The 16,173-nt window shown below is 60.9% G+C and carries 15 protein-coding genes; 3 read left to right on the top strand and 12 right to left on the bottom strand.

What is annotated here, in order from left to right; genetic code table 11:
* Positions 1-232: 232 nt before the first annotated feature.
* The 3 genes from ACF8EF_RS02465 to gcl all read right to left on the bottom strand — a co-directional run bounded on the left by ACF8EF_RS02465 (position 233) and on the right by gcl (position 3,891).
* Complete coding sequence (locus ACF8EF_RS02465) at positions 233-1,126, bottom strand: 2-hydroxy-3-oxopropionate reductase (protein WP_392460634.1); 894 nt, start codon at positions 1,124-1,126, stop codon at positions 233-235.
* Positions 1,127-1,278: 152 nt separating this feature from the next.
* The gene (hyi, locus tag ACF8EF_RS02460) at positions 1,279-2,061 is read right to left on the bottom strand and encodes a hydroxypyruvate isomerase (RefSeq protein WP_176685145.1); all 783 of its coding nucleotides are present in this window, start codon (positions 2,059-2,061) and stop codon (positions 1,279-1,281) included.
* 54 nt (positions 2,062-2,115) lie between these two features.
* Positions 2,116-3,891 carry a glyoxylate carboligase gene (gcl, locus tag ACF8EF_RS02455; protein WP_010955038.1) on the bottom strand — a complete coding sequence of 592 codons (1,776 nt, stop codon included), beginning with the start codon at positions 3,889-3,891 and terminating at the stop codon, positions 2,116-2,118.
* A gap of 257 nt (positions 3,892-4,148) precedes the next feature.
* On the opposite strand from gcl, the gene ACF8EF_RS02450 reads away from it, so the two are divergent.
* Positions 4,149-4,589 (top strand): heme-binding protein, encoded by a 441-nt coding sequence (locus ACF8EF_RS02450; protein ID WP_010955037.1) that lies wholly within the window; start codon positions 4,149-4,151, stop codon positions 4,587-4,589.
* Positions 4,590-4,711: 122 nt separating this feature from the next.
* Here ACF8EF_RS02450 and ACF8EF_RS02445 read toward each other — a convergent pair whose 3' ends face one another.
* Positions 4,712-5,323 (bottom strand): TetR/AcrR family transcriptional regulator, encoded by a 612-nt coding sequence (locus ACF8EF_RS02445; RefSeq protein WP_209967314.1) that lies wholly within the window; start codon positions 5,321-5,323, stop codon positions 4,712-4,714.
* A 132-nt stretch (positions 5,324-5,455) separates the two neighbouring features.
* Here ACF8EF_RS02445 and ACF8EF_RS02440 point away from each other — a divergent pair, with 132 nt between their 5' ends.
* Positions 5,456-6,370, top strand: coding sequence for a DUF808 domain-containing protein (locus ACF8EF_RS02440; RefSeq protein WP_392462338.1), 915 nt, complete (start codon positions 5,456-5,458; stop codon positions 6,368-6,370).
* Positions 6,371-6,508: 138 nt separating this feature from the next.
* Here the strand turns inward: ACF8EF_RS02440 and ACF8EF_RS02435 are convergent, their stop codons facing one another.
* The 7 genes from ACF8EF_RS02435 to puuE all read right to left on the bottom strand — a co-directional run bounded on the left by ACF8EF_RS02435 (position 6,509) and on the right by puuE (position 13,543).
* A complete protein-coding gene (locus ACF8EF_RS02435) occupies positions 6,509-7,291 on the bottom strand; it encodes an outer membrane protein OmpK (protein WP_003254339.1) in 783 nt (260 codons plus the stop codon).
* 352 nt (positions 7,292-7,643) lie between these two features.
* On the bottom strand, positions 7,644-8,429 hold the full coding sequence (locus tag ACF8EF_RS02430; RefSeq protein ID WP_209967310.1) for an outer membrane protein OmpK: 786 nt from the start codon (positions 8,427-8,429) through the stop codon (positions 7,644-7,646).
* A 137-nt stretch (positions 8,430-8,566) separates the two neighbouring features.
* Entirely contained in the window at positions 8,567-9,922 is a 1,356-nt protein-coding gene (locus ACF8EF_RS02425; protein WP_176685148.1) for a nucleobase:cation symporter-2 family protein, read from the bottom strand.
* Positions 9,923-10,151: 229 nt separating this feature from the next.
* Positions 10,152-11,504 carry a urate hydroxylase PuuD gene (locus tag ACF8EF_RS02420; protein ID WP_392528994.1) on the bottom strand — a complete coding sequence of 451 codons (1,353 nt, stop codon included), beginning with the start codon at positions 11,502-11,504 and terminating at the stop codon, positions 10,152-10,154.
* A 44-nt stretch (positions 11,505-11,548) separates the two neighbouring features.
* Entirely contained in the window at positions 11,549-12,052 is a 504-nt protein-coding gene (locus tag ACF8EF_RS02415) for an ureidoglycolate lyase (RefSeq protein ID WP_003254333.1), read from the bottom strand.
* Positions 12,053-12,101: 49 nt separating this feature from the next.
* Positions 12,102-12,617, bottom strand: a complete 516-nt coding sequence (gene uraD, locus ACF8EF_RS02410; RefSeq protein ID WP_176685150.1) for a 2-oxo-4-hydroxy-4-carboxy-5-ureidoimidazoline decarboxylase — start codon at positions 12,615-12,617, stop codon at positions 12,102-12,104.
* On the bottom strand, positions 12,617-13,543 hold the full coding sequence (gene puuE / locus ACF8EF_RS02405) for an allantoinase PuuE (RefSeq protein ID WP_176685151.1): 927 nt from the start codon (positions 13,541-13,543) through the stop codon (positions 12,617-12,619). The genes uraD and puuE overlap by 1 nt, the downstream gene beginning before the upstream one ends.
* 399 nt (positions 13,544-13,942) lie before the next feature.
* Here puuE and uraH point away from each other — a divergent pair, with 399 nt between their 5' ends.
* Positions 13,943-14,296, top strand: a complete 354-nt coding sequence (uraH, locus tag ACF8EF_RS02400; protein ID WP_003254328.1) for a hydroxyisourate hydrolase — start codon at positions 13,943-13,945, stop codon at positions 14,294-14,296.
* 436 nt (positions 14,297-14,732) lie between these two features.
* On the opposite strand, the gene ACF8EF_RS02395 is transcribed toward uraH, so the two are convergent.
* On the bottom strand, positions 14,733-16,082 hold the full coding sequence (locus ACF8EF_RS02395) for an NCS2 family permease (RefSeq protein WP_021783017.1): 1,350 nt from the start codon (positions 16,080-16,082) through the stop codon (positions 14,733-14,735).
* Positions 16,083-16,173: the final 91 nt, after the last annotated feature.

Below are 16,173 nucleotides of genomic sequence, written 5' to 3'. Positions count from 1 at the left end.
CCCAGTTATTGTTGTTCTGCAGAATCAAAGACGCCCCTGGAACTGCCTCCGTGCAGGCCGAACCAGGGGCGGGTGTTGCTCGATGCCACCATTGGGCCTGTGGTCGCAGGTTCAACGGCGTTGGCTTCTTCGCGGACAAGCCCCGCTCCTAAATGCACAGCTCTGAGCGATTGTGCGGTCTTTGGTAGGAGCGGGTTTACCCGCGAAGAGGCCAGTGAAGGCTAAAAACGACTTATTTGTCGCCGCGGATCGAGAAGTTGGCCATGTGCTCCAGGCCTTTGATCAGCGCCGAGTGGTCCCAGTTGCCGCCGCCCAGGGCCTGGCAGGTGTTGAACACTTGCTGGGCATTGGAGGTGTTGGGCAGGTTGATGCCCAGTTCCTTGGCGCCTTGCAGGGCCAGGTTCAGGTCCTTCTGGTGCAGGCTGATGCGGAAGCCTGGGTCGAAGGTGCCCTTGATCATGCGCTCGGCGTGCACTTCGAGGATTTTCGACGAGGCGAAGCCGCCCATCAGTGCTTCACGCACCTTGGCCGGGTCTGCACCGTTCTTGGCGGCGAACAGCAATGCTTCGCTGACGGCCTGGATGTTCAGGGCGACAATGATCTGGTTGGCGACCTTGGCGGTCTGGCCGTCACCGTTGCCACCGACGCGGGTGATGTTCTTGCCCATGGCTTCGAACAGCGGCAGGGTGCGCTCGAAGGCGTTCGGGCAGCCACCGACCATGATGCTCAGGGTCGCAGCCTTGGCACCGACTTCGCCACCGGATACAGGAGCGTCCAGGTAGGCAGCGCCGGTTGCCTTGATTTTCTCGGCGAACACTTTGGTCGCGGTTGGCGAGATCGAACTCATGTCGATCACCACCTTGTTCGGGCCGACGCCTTCGGACACGCCGTTTTCACCGAACAGAACGCTTTCTACCTGCGGGGTGTCGGGGACCATGACGATGATGAATTCGGCTTCCTGGGCAACCTCTTTCGGGTTGGCCAGGGCCACGGCACCGGCAGCGATCAGGTCGGCTGGCGCAGCGTCGTGGTGGGTGGAAATGAACAGGCTGTGACCTGCCTTTTGCAGGTTCTGGGCCATGGGCTTGCCCATGATGCCGGTGCCGATGAAACCGATTTTAGCCATGAGAAATTACCTCTTTGTAATTGTGATATCTCAAGCAAGCTTTGGCCCCCTGTGGGAGCGGGCTCGCCCGCGAAGCAGACAACTCGGTGGATGGCACCGGCTTTGCCGGTGTTCGCGGGCGAGCCCGCTCCCACAGGGTCCCGAGTTGTTCCTCAGATTGCGTTGTGGGTTTTCAGCCAGCCCAGGCCCGCTTCGGTGGTGGTCAGCGGCTTGTACTCCGCGCCCACCCAGCCCTGGTAGCCGATGCGGTCCAGGTGTTCGAACAGGAAGCGGTAGTTGATCTCGCCGGTGCCTGGTTCATTGCGGCCTGGGTTGTCGGCCAGCTGGATGTGGTTGATCAGCTGCAGGTTGGTTTCCATGGTCCGAGCCAGGTCACCTTCCATGATCTGCATGTGGTAGATGTCGTACTGCAGGAACAGGTTGTCGCTGCCTACCTCGGCCTGGATTTCCAGCGCCTGTTGGGTGGTGTTCAGGTAGAAACCGGGGATATCGCGGGTGTTGATCATTTCCATGACCAGGCGGATCCCGGCGGCCTTGAGCTTGTCAGCGGCGTAGCGCAGGTTCTCGACAAAGGTCTTGCGCACGGTGGCGCAGTCCGGGCCTTGTGGGCGGATGCCGGCCAGGGCGTTGACCTGGGTGTTGCCAAGGACCTTGGCGTATTCGATGGCTTTGTCGACACCTGCGCGGAATTCTTCGATGCGGTCGGGGTGGCAGGTGATGCCGCGCTCACCTTTGGCCCAGTCGCCTGCCGGCAGGTTGAACAGCACTTGGGTCAGGCCGTTGGCCTCCAGCTGCTGCTTGATTTCAGCTGCGCTGAAGTCATAGGGGAAGAGGTATTCGACGCCGCTGAAGCCAGCGTCAGCGGCAGCTTTGAAGCGGGCCAGGAAGTCCTGTTCGGTGAACAGCATGGACAGGTTGGCAGCGAAGCGAGGCATGAGTTGTCTCCTTGCGATGAAGGCCCCCAGGGCGTGCCTGGGGGCGTCAGGCGATCAGTCCAGCAGCGAGATGGCGGTTGGCGCGTCGTTGCCGACCAGGGCCAGGTCTTCGAACTCGTTGACCGCGTTGATCTCGGTGCCCATGGAAATGTTGGTCACACGCTCGAGAATCACTTCAACCACCACCGGCACGCGGAACTCTTCGGCCATCTTCTGTGCCTTGATCAGGGCAGGGGCGATTTCTGCTGGCTCGAACACACGGATGGCCTTGCAACCCAGGCCTTCGACCACAGCGACGTGATCGACACCGTAGGTGGCAGCGTCGGTCGAGTTGATGTTCTCGAACGCCAGTTGTACACAGTAATCCATGTCGAAGCCACGCTGCGCCTGACGGATCAGGCCCAGGTAGGCGTTGTTGACCAGCACGTGGACGTACGGCAGGTTGAACTGTGCGCCTACCGCCAGCTCTTCGATCATGAACTGGAAGTCGTAGTCACCCGACAGCGCCACAACCTTGCGCTTCGGATCGGCTTTGACCACACCCAGCGCGGCAGGGATGGTCCAGCCCAGCGGGCCGGCCTGGCCGCAGTTGATCCAGTGGCGAGGCTTGTACACATGCAGGAACTGGGCGCCGGCAATCTGCGACAGACCGATGGTGCTGACGTAGCAGGTGTCCTTGCCGAATACCTGGTTCATTTCTTCGTAGACGCGCTGCGGCTTGACCGGCACGTTGTCGAAGTGGGTCTTGCGCTGCAGGCTCGACTTGCGCTCCTGGCACTCTTCGAGCCAGGCCTTGCGGCACTTGAGCTTGCCGGCGGCTTTCCACTCGCGGGCCACTTCCAGGAACACGTCCAGTGCCTTGCCCGCATCGGAAACGATGCCCAGGTCCGGGGTGAACACGCGGCCGATCTGGGTCGGTTCGATGTCGACGTGCACGAACTTGCGGCCTTCGGTGTAGACATCGACGGAACCGGTGTGGCGGTTGGCCCAGCGGTTACCGATACCGAATACCAGGTCGGATTTCAGCAGGGTTGCGTTGCCATAGCGGTGCGAGGTCTGCAGGCCGACCATACCAACCATCTGTGCGTGGTCGTCCGGGATGGTGCCCCAGCCCATCAGGGTCGGGATCACCGGTACGCCGGTCAGTTCGGCGAATTCAACCAGCTTGTCGCTGGCGTCGGCGTTGATGATGCCACCACCGGCTACCAGCAGGGGGCGCTCGGCGTCATTGAGCAGGGCCAGGGCTTTTTCGGCCTGTACGCGAGTGGCGGACGGCTTGTGCACGGGCAGCGGTTCGTAGGCGTCGATGTCGAATTCGATTTCGGCCATCTGCACGTCGAACGGCAGGTCGATCAGCACCGGGCCTGGGCGGCCGGTACGCATTTCATAGAAGGCCTTCTGGAAGGCGTAAGGCACCTGGCCTGGCTCCAGAACGGTGGTCGCCCACTTGGTCACCGGCTTGACGATGTTGGTGATGTCGACAGCCTGGAAGTCTTCCTTGTGCAGGCGGGCACGTGGCGCCTGGCCGGTGATGCACAGAATCGGGATGGAGTCGGCCGAGGCACTGTACAGGCCGGTGACCATGTCGGTGCCGGCAGGGCCGGACGTGCCGATGCACACACCGATGTTGCCCGGGTTGGCGCGGGTGTAGCCCTCGGCCATGTGCGAGGCACCTTCGACGTGACGAGCGAGGACGTGATCGATGCCACCGACTTTCTTCAGGGCCGAATACAACGGGTTGATGGCAGCCCCCGGGATGCCGAACGCGGTATCTACACCTTCACGGCGCATGACCAGAACGGCTGCATCGATTGCTCTCATTTTGCTCATGGTTTGTGCCTCATCGATTTTGTAATTGTATACAACTTGCTTTGCGACAGAGTGTATTCACGCCTGGCGGCTCAGGTCAATGGGTTTTCATCGACTAAGCTGGCTTTCGTCAGAGCGCCCGTGAAAACGAGGGTTTGCGCCATCGCATACGATCGTTTAAAAATATTGTATACAAAAACATCTCTCGTTGTGTTCTATTTGTTCGATCGGTTTTCAACTGCCCTCAGGGCTTCTCACAACAAGAAGAGGACCTTTCCATGAACGTTCTGAACCTGAAAGTCGCCGTCAGCCTGGTGAATGCCGCGCTGGTGGCGGGCCGCAAGATCAATGCCGCGCCGCTGACCGTGGCGGTGCTGGATGCCGGCGGGCACCTGCTGGCGCTGCAGCGCGAGGATGGCGCCAGCCTGATTCGTCCTGAAGTGGCCACTGGCAAGGCCTGGGGCGCGATTGCCCTGGGCAAGGGATCGCGCTTGCTGGCGCTGGATGCGCAGCAGCGGCCGGCTTTTTTTGCCGCGTTGAACGGCATGGGTGAGCGGCCGGTGGTGCCGGCGCCGGGTGGGGTGCTGATTCGTGATCAGGACGGCAAGGTGCTGGGTGCCGTGGGGATCAGCGGCGATACGTCGGATATCGACGAGCAGTGTGCGATCAGTGCGATCGAGGAGGTGGGGTTGCGGGCAGATGCCGGGGTAGCGGCCTAAATCTCTATTGCCTGTTCTGGTCCATTCGCGGGCAAGCCCGCTCCCACAGCGACTCCACTACCTTCAGGCATGTGGTGATCCTGTGGGAGCGGGCTTGCCCGCGAATGGACCTTCGGGATGGTTCAGGCTGCCTCAGGCTCACAACCTTTCAAGACCATACGAATGATGGTTTCGGCTGCCGCGTCATAATCACTGTCGGCCAGCTTGGCCTTGCCGGTCACTGCAGAAATCTGCCAGTCGAAGTCCGCATAGGTCTGGGTCGCCGCCCAGATGCTGAACATCAGGTGGTGTGCGTCCACATGGGCGATCTGCCCGCGGTCGATCCAGCGCTGGATACACTCGATGTTGTGTCGGGCCTGCTCGTTCAACTGCTCTACCTGGTTCGCTGACAGGTGCGGCGCGCCATGCATGATCTCGCTGGCGAACACCTTGGACGCATAAGGCAGATCACGCGAAATGCGAATCTTCGAACGAATGTACGCGCTCAGCACTTCCTTCGGGTCGCCGTCTGCATTGAACGGCGTGGATGCCTGCATGATTGGCGCGATGATGCTTTCCAGGACCTCGCGGTAAAGGTTGTCCTTGGACTTGAAGTAGTAATACACGTTCGGCTTGGGCAGGCCGGCCTTGGCCGCGATATCGCTGGTCTTGGTGGCGGCGAAGCCCTTGTCGGCGAATTCCTCGCTTGCCGCGCGCAGGATCAATTCCTTGTTGCGCTCGCGAATGGTGCTCATGGTCAGGGATCTTCCTCGTGTCTGGCCACCTCTAAGGGGGATCGGGCATGGTAGCACCGGGCTCGACGGGCGCTCAAGGCAGCGACTTTCGGCTAGACTCCGGCACATTCAATTCAGGGGAAACAGGCAAACATGGCAGGAAGCAGTCTACTGGTACTGATCGACGACATCGCCACGCTGCTGGATGACGTCTCGCTAATGACCAAAGTTGCGGCGAAAAAGACTGCGGGTGTGCTGGGTGACGACCTGGCACTGAATGCTCAGCAGGTCACCGGCGTGCGCGCTGATCGCGAGTTGCCGGTGGTGTGGGCGGTGGCCAAAGGCTCGCTGCTGAACAAGGCCATTCTGGTGCCGGCGGCCCTGCTGATCAGCGCCTTCATCCCGTGGGCGGTAACGCCACTGCTGATGCTGGGCGGTGCGTACCTGTGCTTCGAGGGTTTCGAGAAGCTGGCGCACAAGTTCTTGCACAGCAAGGAAGAGGATGATGCACAGCACGAGGCGCGCAAGGAGGCCGTTGCCGATCCCAGCGTTGACCTGGTGGCTTTTGAAAAAGCCAAGATCAAGGGGGCGGTGCGTACCGACTTCATCCTGTCGGCGGAAATCATCGCCATTACCTTGGGTATCGTCGCGGACTCGCCGCTGACCCAGCAGATCATCGTGCTGTCGGGCATTGCGGTGGTCATGACCATTGGTGTGTATGGGTTGGTAGGCGGGATCGTCAAGCTTGACGACCTTGGGCTGTGGATGGCCCGCAAAACCTCCAGGCTGACTCAGGCAGTGGGTAACGGCATCCTGCGGGCGGCGCCGTACATGATGAAAAGCCTGTCGGTGATTGGTACTGCGGCGATGTTCCTGGTTGGCGGTGGGATCCTGGTGCATGGCATCGAGCCGCTGCATCATGCCATCGAGGCGTTCAGCGAAGGGCGTGGCGGGGCGTTGACCGGTGCGTTGCTCAACGGCGGGGTCGGCGTCATCGCAGGTGCTGTGGTGCTGGCGGTGGTAAGCGTTGCGGGGAAATTGTGGCGGGCAGTTCGGCCAGCCAATTGAGGCGTGTGGCCGGGGCTTTGCCCCGGTTCGCGGGTGAACCCGCCCCCCCAGGTATCGCGTTTGCCTTGAACCCGGCGCGGCCCCTGTAGGAGCGGGTTTACCCGCGAATGGGCCGCAGCGCGGCCCCGAGCGATCATTTCAGAAGTGAACCTTGACCAGGAAGCTCATGGTGTTCTGGTCGGTAGTGAAGGCATCGCTGTCCTTGATGCCGTACTTGTTTTTCCAGTAGTCATACTCCACACCCACATACAGCTGTTTCTCACCCAGGTGCAATGCCTTGCCCAGGTCGTACTTGATCTGCGGGTTGAAGTGCAGGTTGGCCTGGTAGGTGCCGCGGCGGTTCTCGTCGTTGTCCACCACCCAGTCCATGAAGCCGTCGATCAGCACGTCGGAATCACCGACCGGAATGGTGTACGACCACACCGGGGTGATCTGCCACACGTTGTCGCCAGCGCGGCTGCCGTCGGTGGTGCGGTTGTAGAAGTTCAGCTGGAAGTAGTCGAAGCCCGGGATGGCCAGGTCGAAGCCTGGGCCGATCAGGTAAGACTCTGTGTCACCTTCGCCAAACTCGTAGGTCATCGCCAGCAGCACGTCCTTGACCGGGCCAAACTCGATCTTCTGATCGAAAATCTTGCCGAACGACAGGCGTGGGCTGATCTCACCGTAGTAGGTGTTCGGGCCGTTGCCGGCGTCTTTCTGGCCCTGGTAGAAAATCTTGTCGACGAAAATGAAGTTGTCTCCGTACTTCCAGCCATCGGCGTGCTCGAAGGTGACGGTTTGCTGAATCGCCGGGTTGACCTTGAAGTTCTTGCCCCACAGGTAGGTCAGGCTGTTGTTCTGCCATTGCAGCAGGTCGCCGCCGAAGGTGGTGCCGCAGGCCAGCAGGCCGCCAGCGAGGATCAGGCTCTTGATAGTACGCATTGCGAGTGTCGCTCCCTTGATTGATCTGTTGTCAGCGCTCGGTGTCGGCGCTTTTTTGTCTTTTGAGTCAGCTTTTTTCGATAGGCCACAGCTGTTTGGCAAGGGTTGGGCCAACTTTTCCGGGTTGGCAAAACCTTCCTGCTCGACTTCGTTCTGAACGGATGAAAAGGGTCTTTCAGGCTGGCAACACGTTGGCCAACCGCCCGAATTCATTGACTGAGCGGTCAGTAAACGCAGGCAGAATCCGTTCTGCCCTGATCGAGGGGGCGCGCAGATTACTGGCTTGCGCGCCGCGCCTCAAGTGCTCCGTCCTGGAGCGGGGTGGATCAAACCTGTGCGTTTGGTCAGCTTGTCAGAAGTGGACCTTGACCAGCGCGCTGGCGACGCTCTGGTTACTGTCCAGGTTGCCGCGGCTGTCAATGCCGTACTTGTCTTTCCAGTAGCTGTATTCAAAGCCAACGTAGAGCTGCTTGGCGCCCAGGTTCAGCGCCTTGCCCAGGTCGTATTTGACCTGCGGGTTGAAGTGCAGGTTGGCGTGATAGGTGCCACGGCGGGTCTGGTCGTTGTCGGTAACCCAGTCCATGTAACCGTCGATCAGAATGTCTGACCGCCCCACGGGGAGGGTGTACGACCAGCCGGGGGTAATCTGCCAGACGTTGTCACCGGGGCGGCTGCCTTCGGTGTTACGCACGTAGAAATTGAGGGTGAAATAGTTGAAGCCGGGGATGTTCAAGTCGAAGCCGGGGCCGATCAGGTAGGCCTCGTTGTCGCCTTCACCGCGCTCGTAGGTCATGGCCAGCAGCACGTCCTTGATCGGACCGAAGGCAAGCTTGCGGTCGAAGATCTTGCCCAATGACAGGCGTGGGCTGAACTCGCCGTAGTAGGTGGTCACACCTTTGCCGGGGTCGGCCTTGCCGTTGTAGAAGATCTTGTCGACGAACATGAAGGTGTCGCCGTACTTCCATTTGTTGGCGTGCTCGAAGGTGATGGTCTGCTGGATATCAGGGTTGACCTTGAAGTCCTTGCCGTACAGGTAGGTCAGGCTTTCGCCGTGCCATTGCAGCCATTCGCCTGCGTGCGAGGGTAGGGTGGCCAGCAGGCTGCTGCCCAACAACAGGGACGTGGTGATGCGCTTCATGTTGTGATTCCCGGACTTATTGTTTTTGTTGGTGTTTTTGGCGCGCAGGCGCCCCGGGCGACCCATTCCGGCGGGTCGACGGCGTAGCGGTTACTGCAGAGGTGAATGAGGGGCGGCAATGCACCGCCCCCCTTGGCTCAATGCTGGTGACAGACGTCGTTGTGCATTGCGCGGTCGGCACCGCCAAGGATGTTGAACAGTACGTTCAACACCAGGGCACTGACCGTGGCCATGGCGATACCGCTGTGGGTGATGGGTTCCATCCACTGTGGCATCTGGGCAAAGAACTCCGGACGCACCACGGGGATCAACCCGAAGCCGACGCTCACGGCAACCAGCAGCTGGTTGCGGCGGTCGCCGATGTCCGCCTCCTGAAGAATCTTGATCCCGGTGGCGGTGACCATGCCGAACATGGCGATGGACGCGCCGCCCAGTACCGCAGGCGGGATAGAGGCAATCAGGAAGGCCGCCTTGGGCAGCAGGCTGAGCAGGATCAGCAGTGCACCGGCCACGATGGTGACATAGCGGCAGCGCACCCCGGTCATCTGCACCAGGCCGATGTTCTGGGCGAACGAGGAGTGGGTGAAGGTGTTGAAGAAGCCCGCAATGAACGACGCACCGGCATCGCACAGCAGGCCGCGACGCAGCATGCCAGGGGTTACTTCACGATCAGTCACCTTGCCCAGGGCCAGGAACATGCCGGTGGACTCGACGAAGATGATCACCACTACCAGGCACATGGACAGGATCGGCGCCAGGCTGAAGGTCGGCATGCCGAAGTGCAGTGGGGTGACCACCTGCAACCACGGTGCTTCATTCAGGCCCGACAGGTCGACCATGCCGATGGAGCCGGCCAGGATGTAGCCAAGGCCCATGCCCACCAGTACCGACACGTTGACCCAGAAACCGCGCATGAAACGGTTGATCAGCAGGATCACGGCCAGTACCAGGCCGGCCACCAGCAGGTAGATCGGCGAGCCGAACGTTTCTGCTTCATGGCCGCCACCGGCCCAGTTGACTGCCACCGGGAACAGCGACAGGCCAATCGAGGTGATCACCGTACCGGTGACCAGCGGTGGGAAGAAGCGGACAACCTTGGACATGAACGGCGCGATCAGCATGCCGAAGAACCCGGCAGCGATGGTCGCGCCGAAGATCCCCTGCAGGCCTACGCCGGGCATGCCGGCCATGGCCACCATGCTACCGACGGCAGCGAAACTGGCACCCATCATCACCGGCATGCGGATGCCCACCGGGCCGATACCGAACGACTGGATGATGGTAGCGACGCCGGCGACCAGCAGGTCGGCGTTGATCAGGAAAGCGACTTCTTCACGGGACAACCCGGCGGCCTGGCCGATGATCAACGGCACGGCGATCGCGCCACCATACATCAGCAGAACGTGTTGCAGGCCAACCAGGATCAGTTGGAACAGGGGCAAGGGTTCGCGCGGCGGCGCAATGGGGATATACGCCTTGCGTGACTCGGACATGCAGCACCTCGAGTTTTGTTTTTATTCTCGGATCCAAGCGGCAGGCTTCATGCCTGCGCGCTCGATGCTTGCTTGTTGCGTAACACATGGAGCTTGAGGCTGGGGTTACCGGCCTCTTCGCGGGCAAGCCCGCTCCTACAAGGGATGTGCAATCCCCCGATTTGCGGGTCAGCCCACCCCTTCAGGGAAAGATGATTCCCTTGGGGGCGGGTTGCCTGGCGAGGTGCTGTCAGTTGACCTGGGCGCCTTTGGCGATCCAGTCCCCGACGAGCTTGCGCTCTTCGGTGGTCATCTGGGTGATGTTGCCCAGCGGCATGATCTGGCTGGCAACCGCTTGCGCCTGAATGCGCGCGGCCTGGGCCTGGATCTGCTGCGGAGTGTCGAACATCACGCCGGCAGGGGCGGTGCTGAACAGTGGGCTGGTCGGCTTGGACGAGTGGCACACGGTGCAGCGTTCCTGGATGACATTGTGGATCTTGTCGAAGTCGCCACCACCGGCCTGGGCAGCGGCCTGGGCCGGTGCCTGCGCAGGTGTTTCGGCAGCCTTGGCGGCGTCCTCGGCGCGCTGCTCGGCAGCCTTGGCGGCGTCCTCGGCGCGCTGCTCGGCAGCGGTCTTGCCGCCTACCGCAGTTGCCGGCAGCGGTTGGTACTCGATCTTCGCTGCGGCTTGCTCAGGGCTTACGGCCATCGGTTTCGGGCCGGTAACGTAAGCCAGGCAGATCATCGCCAGGGCGCCGACGGGCAGGGTCCAGGCGTACTTGTTGCTGTCGTGGCGGGTGTTGAAGTAGTGGCGGATCAGAACCGCGGCTACTGCGATACCGGCCAGGATCAGCCAGTTGTACTGGCTACCGTAGGTGCTCGGGAAATGGTTGCTGATCATGATGAACAGCACCGGCAGGGTGAAGTAGTTGTTGTGACGCGAGCGCAGCAGGCCCTTGGCCGGCAGTACCGGGTCGGGCGTCTGGTTGTTCTCGATCGCCGCCACCAGCTGGCGTTGGGCCGGCATGATGATGCGGAACACGTTACCGACCATGATGGTGCCGATGATCGCGCCGGTGTGCAGGTAGGCGCCACGGCCGCTGAACACCAGGCTGAAGCCCCAGCAGGCTGCGATGATCAGCACGAACAGAACACCACCGAGCAGCGCTGGCTTCTTGCCCAGGGGCGAGTCGCACAGGAAGTCGTAGATGAACCAGCCCGCGATCAGCGAACCGATACCGATGGCCACGCCTTCGGCACCGCTCAGGGTGCTGCCAGGTGCCAGCAGGTACAGGGTCGGGTTCCAGTAGAACACCACGCACAGCAGGGCGATACCGGACATCCAGGTGAAGTAGGCTTCCCATTTGAACCAGTGCAGGTTCTCGGGCATTTTCGGGGGGGCGAGCTTGTATTTCTCCAGGTGGTAGATACCACCGCCGTGAATCGCCCAGAGATCACCCGACAACCCATCGCGCGGGTTGCTTCGGTTCAGGTGGTTCTCCAGCCAGACGAAGTAGAACGATGCACCGATCCAGGCGACGCCGGTGATCATGTGAACCCAGCGAATGCTCAGGTTCAGCCATTCGTGAAGGTGTGCTTCCACAGTATGTACCTCTGCCAGTCACCGAGAAGATGACTGACCTTTTCTTATTGGTGGGGATTGAGGATCAGCATCTGTTCCTCGGTGAAGTAATGCTCATCGCAGTTGTTGCCAGAACCACTGCGATCAACCACCAGGAAATCATCCCGCTTTTCGATCGTCAGCACCGGGTGGTGCCAGACGCCGCGATGGTAATTAACGCCCTGCCTGCCATTACTGCGGAAGGCTCGGACCAAGCCTGATACAGGTGCATCGCCAACGGGCGCGACCACGATCAGAAAGGGGTTGCCGAGCAGCGGGATGAAAGCCTGGCTGCCCAGCGGATGGCGTTCCAGCATGCGCACGGTCAGCGGCATGTCCTGCGCGTCGGCGCGGAAGATGCTGATGATCGCCTTGTCTTCAGGCTCGGCGGTTTCGACCGTGGCGAGCTTGTGAAAGCGCATGGTCGAGCCGTTGTTGATCATGAAGTGGTCGCTGCCGTCGGTTTCGATCACGTCTCCGAACTGGGCGAAGGCTTCTTTGGTCAAGGGCTCGATCATCAGGGTGCGCATGCGGTTATCTCTTCTATTGTTCGTTTTCTGAATAAGGTTCGGCTGTTGCTTACAGCTGCAGCAGGCGGAACAGGGCGATCTGGTTGATCTGCGTCAGGGCTTCCTTGAATTCGGCATCGGCATCGTTGTGGATGCGCTTTTCAAAGGCGGCGAGAATCTGGTGCCGGTTGCTGCCCTTCACTGCCATGATGAACGGGAACTGGAACTTGGCTTTGTAGGCATCATTCAGCTCGGTGAAGCGGGCGAACTCCTCGGCGGTGCACTGGTGAATGCCGGCGCCGGCCTGTTCGTTGGTGCTCGATTCTGTCAGCTCGCCCTGGATGGCTGCCTTGCCGGCCAGGTCCGGGTGAGCGTTGATCAGCGCCAGCTGGTCGGCGTGGTTGGCGCTGAGCAGGATGTCGCTCATGCGCTGGTGCAGCGCCTCGATCTCGTCCAGCTCGCCCAGTTGGCCCAGGTCGTAGGCTTTTTCGGCAACCCACGGCGAGTGCTCGTAGATGTCGGCGAAGGCCTTGACGAAGGTGTCACGGTCCAGGGCGGATGGTTTGAGGGTATTGAAGGCGGTCATCAGGCGTTCTCTTTCTTGTACGGGTGGGTGGTGTGCCAGTGGCGGGCGATATCCACGCGACGGGCGAACCAGACCTGGTCATGACTTTTTGCGTAATCGACGAAGCGCTTGAGTGCTGCCAGGCGCGCCGGGCGACCGACCAGGCGGCAGTGCAGGCCGATGGAAAGCATTTTCGGTGCGTCGGCGCCTTCGGCGTACAGCACATCAAAGGCATCTTTCAGGTACTGGAAGAACTGCTCGCCGCAGTTGAAGCCCTGTACCTGGGTGAAGCGCATGTCGTTGGTGTCCAGGGTGTAGGGGATCACCAGGTGCGGCTTGCCAGTGGGGTTGTTTGGCTCCCAGTAGGGCAGGTCGTCGTCGTAGGTGTCGCTGTCATAGAGGAAACCACCTTCCTCCATCACCAGGCGGCGGGTGTTCGGGCCGGTTCGGCCGGTGTACCAGCCCAGCGGGCGTTCGCCAGTGAGTTCGGTGAGGATACGGATGGCTTCGAGCATGTGCTCGCGCTCCTGGGCCTCGTCCATGTTCTGGTAGTCGATCCAGCGGTAGCCGTGGCTGCAGATCTCGTGGCCGGCTTCGACCATGGCGCGGATCACGTCGGGGTGGCGCTGGGCGGCCATGGCCACGGCGAAGATGGTGAGTGGTACGCCGCTGTCCTTGAACAGCTTCAGCAGGCGCCATACACCGGCACGGCTGCCGTATTCATACAGCGACTCCATGCTCATGTTGCGCTGGCCCTGCAGTGGTTGGGCAGCGACCATCTCGGACAGGAAGGCTTCGGATTCCTTGTCACCGTGCAGGATGTTGCGTTCGCCACCTTCCTCGTAGTTGAGGACGAAAGACAGCGCGATGCGGGCGTTGCCCGGCCATTGCGGGTGAGGAGGGTTGTTGCCGTAACCGATCAGGTCGCGAGGGTAATCAGCGCTCACTGCAGTCTTCCTTCTTGTGCGTTAGTGCGGGGGGTGGGCGGGCCGCGTCGGTATGTCGCACCACCGGATGGGCTGATTGTATACAACTTCTGAAATCTTTTGTAAGCCTGTTTTTCCGCATTTCTTCCCTTTTGTCGCCTGACAGCGACTTGGAAATACAGTGCAAGAAACCTGCCTGATTGGTCAGCTAATAAAGTTGGCATCGTTATGGTGCGCGTATTTGCGACCGATGGGTCGTTTATGGGCATCAAAGGGAGGGTGCGACAGGGGAGATCAAAAAATTGTGTACAATTCATGGGTAGAATGTCTTAATAACGTCATTCCCGCCTGCCGCAGGCGCTAAGCTGGTGCGATGGCTGAGTATTTTTTGCCCACAGATTGAACAAGAGGCGACACGCAATGGGACGTTTGACCACACACGTACTGGATGCCGCGCATGGCTGCCCGGGTAGCTCGATCAAGGTCGAGCTGTACCGCGTCGAAGGCCAGCAGCTGGAGCTGGTGAACACCGCCCTGACCAATAGCGATGGCCGCGTCGATGCGCCGCTGTTGCAGGGGGACGATTACCGCACTGGCGTTTACCAGTTGCAGTTCAGCGCTGGGGATTACTACCGCGCCCGTGGCGTGCAACTGCCGGCCCAGGCGTTTCTGGATGTTGTTGTGCTGCGCTTTGGCATCGACGAGTCGCAGGAGCATTACCACGTGCCGCTGCTGATTTCGCCGTACAGCTATTCGACCTATCGTGGAAGCTAGTTGGTCGCTAGAAGAATCTTCGTAGGTCCTTTGGCCCGCTCTCACACTGGCGGGCTTTTTTTCGTCTGCTGTTTTTTGCGTTGCCTGTGCCGGCCTCTTCGCGGGTGAACCCGCTCCTACGGCGGGCTGTGTCCAACTGTCCACCACCGTGGTAGGAGCGGGTTTACCCGCGAATACGGTGGCGGCAGCAACGGTGAACGGCGGGTGGAGATTGGCCAGCAGGGCCGGCCTCTTCGCGGGTAAACCCGCTCCTACGGGCGACCGCGAAGGCCTTTCAAATGTTGAGCAAGGGCGCCATATCGCGGCGTACCAACAAGGCGGTCGCGCGCGTCCCTCGCGGGCATTGATGGCCCGAAACAAGCATAGGAGCGACGCGATGCGCCGCGGGGCGGCGCTCGGTCGAAAACACTGGAAATCTAAAGCCAGACACCCTTGATCAGAGGAACACGAACTTGGCGATGAAGATCGCGCACAGCACCCACAGGCTGGCCGAGATTTCCTTGTACTTGCCGGTACCCGCCTTCAAGGCCACATAGCTGATGAAGCCCAGGGCAATACCATCGGCGACCGAGAACGTCAGCGGCATCATGATCACCGTGACGATCGCCGGAATGCTGTCGGTGGCCTCATCCCAATGGATGTGCGCCATGCTACCCATCATCAGCATTGCAACGTAGATCAGTGCACCTGCTGTCGCATAGGCAGGAATCATCCCGGCCAGCGGCGCGAAGAACATCGCGGCGATGAACAGCAGGCCTACCACCACAGCCGTCAGGCCAGTTCGGCCACCTGCAGCAACCCCCGCAGCACTCTCCACATAGCTGGTCACCGGCGGTACACCTACCACCGCACCGAACACACTCGAGGCACTGTCAGCCTTCAACGCCTTCGACAGGTTCTCGATACGCCCGTCCGGCGCCACCAGGTTGGCCCGTTGCGCGACGCCCATCAGGGTGCCGGCAGTGTCGAACATGTGCACGAAGAGGAACGCCAGCACCACGCTGATCATGCTGACGTTGAACACGCCAGCCACGTCCATGGCCATCCAGGTGGGCGCCAGGCTCGGCGGCATCGACATCACCCCGCCAAACTTGACCAGGCCCAGGCCCCAGCCTGCGACTGTGACACCGATGATGCTGATCAGGATCGCACCGAAGACCCGCTTGTAGCTGAGGATGGCGATCAGCAGGAAGCACACGGCTGCCAGCAGTGGCCCCGGTTCATGCAGCGAGCCCAGCTTGATCAGGGTGGCAGGGCTGTCGACGATGATGCCTGCGGTCTTAAGGCCGATCAGCCCGAGAAACAATCCGACGCCGGCCCCCATGGCATGGCGCAGGCTGACCGGGATGCTGTTGAGCAGCCATTCGCGCACTTTCGACAAGGTCAGGAACATGAACAGCACGCCCGAGACGAATACCGCCCCCAGCGCCGTTTCCCAGTTGTAGCCCATGGTGCCGACAACGGTGTAGGTAAAGAAGGCATTGAGCCCCATGCCCGGCGCCAGGCCCACCGGCCAGTTGGCGTACAGGCCCATCAGCAGGCAGCCCAGCGCGGCGGCGATGCAGGTGGCGACGAAAGCGGCACCATGGTCGATGCCGGCGTCGGCCATGATGTTGGGGTTGACGAAGATGATGTAGGCCATGGTGATGAAGGTGGTCACCCCAGCGATCATTTCGGTTCTGACGGTACTGCCGTGTTGCTTGAGTTTGAAAATCCGCTCCAGCCAGCTCGTTTCGAGCGGTGGGGCGAGATCCAGCGTAGGGGCTTCGGATTTGCGGCTTTCCACAGCGGGTACTCCTCAAGTCTTTCTTGTTGTTATGGAGCCAGTTTCCTGCGCAATGCACTTGGCGGCTCCGCGAGGGAAGGCAGACGTCTGA

Origin of the sequence: Pseudomonas sp. zjy_15 (genome assembly GCF_043101865.1) — a bacterium.
Lineage (GTDB): Bacteria > Pseudomonadota > Gammaproteobacteria > Pseudomonadales > Pseudomonadaceae > Aquipseudomonas > Aquipseudomonas putida_Y.
The sequence above is the reverse complement of the archived record's forward strand: the minus strand, read 5'-3'. Positions and strand labels throughout refer to the sequence as shown.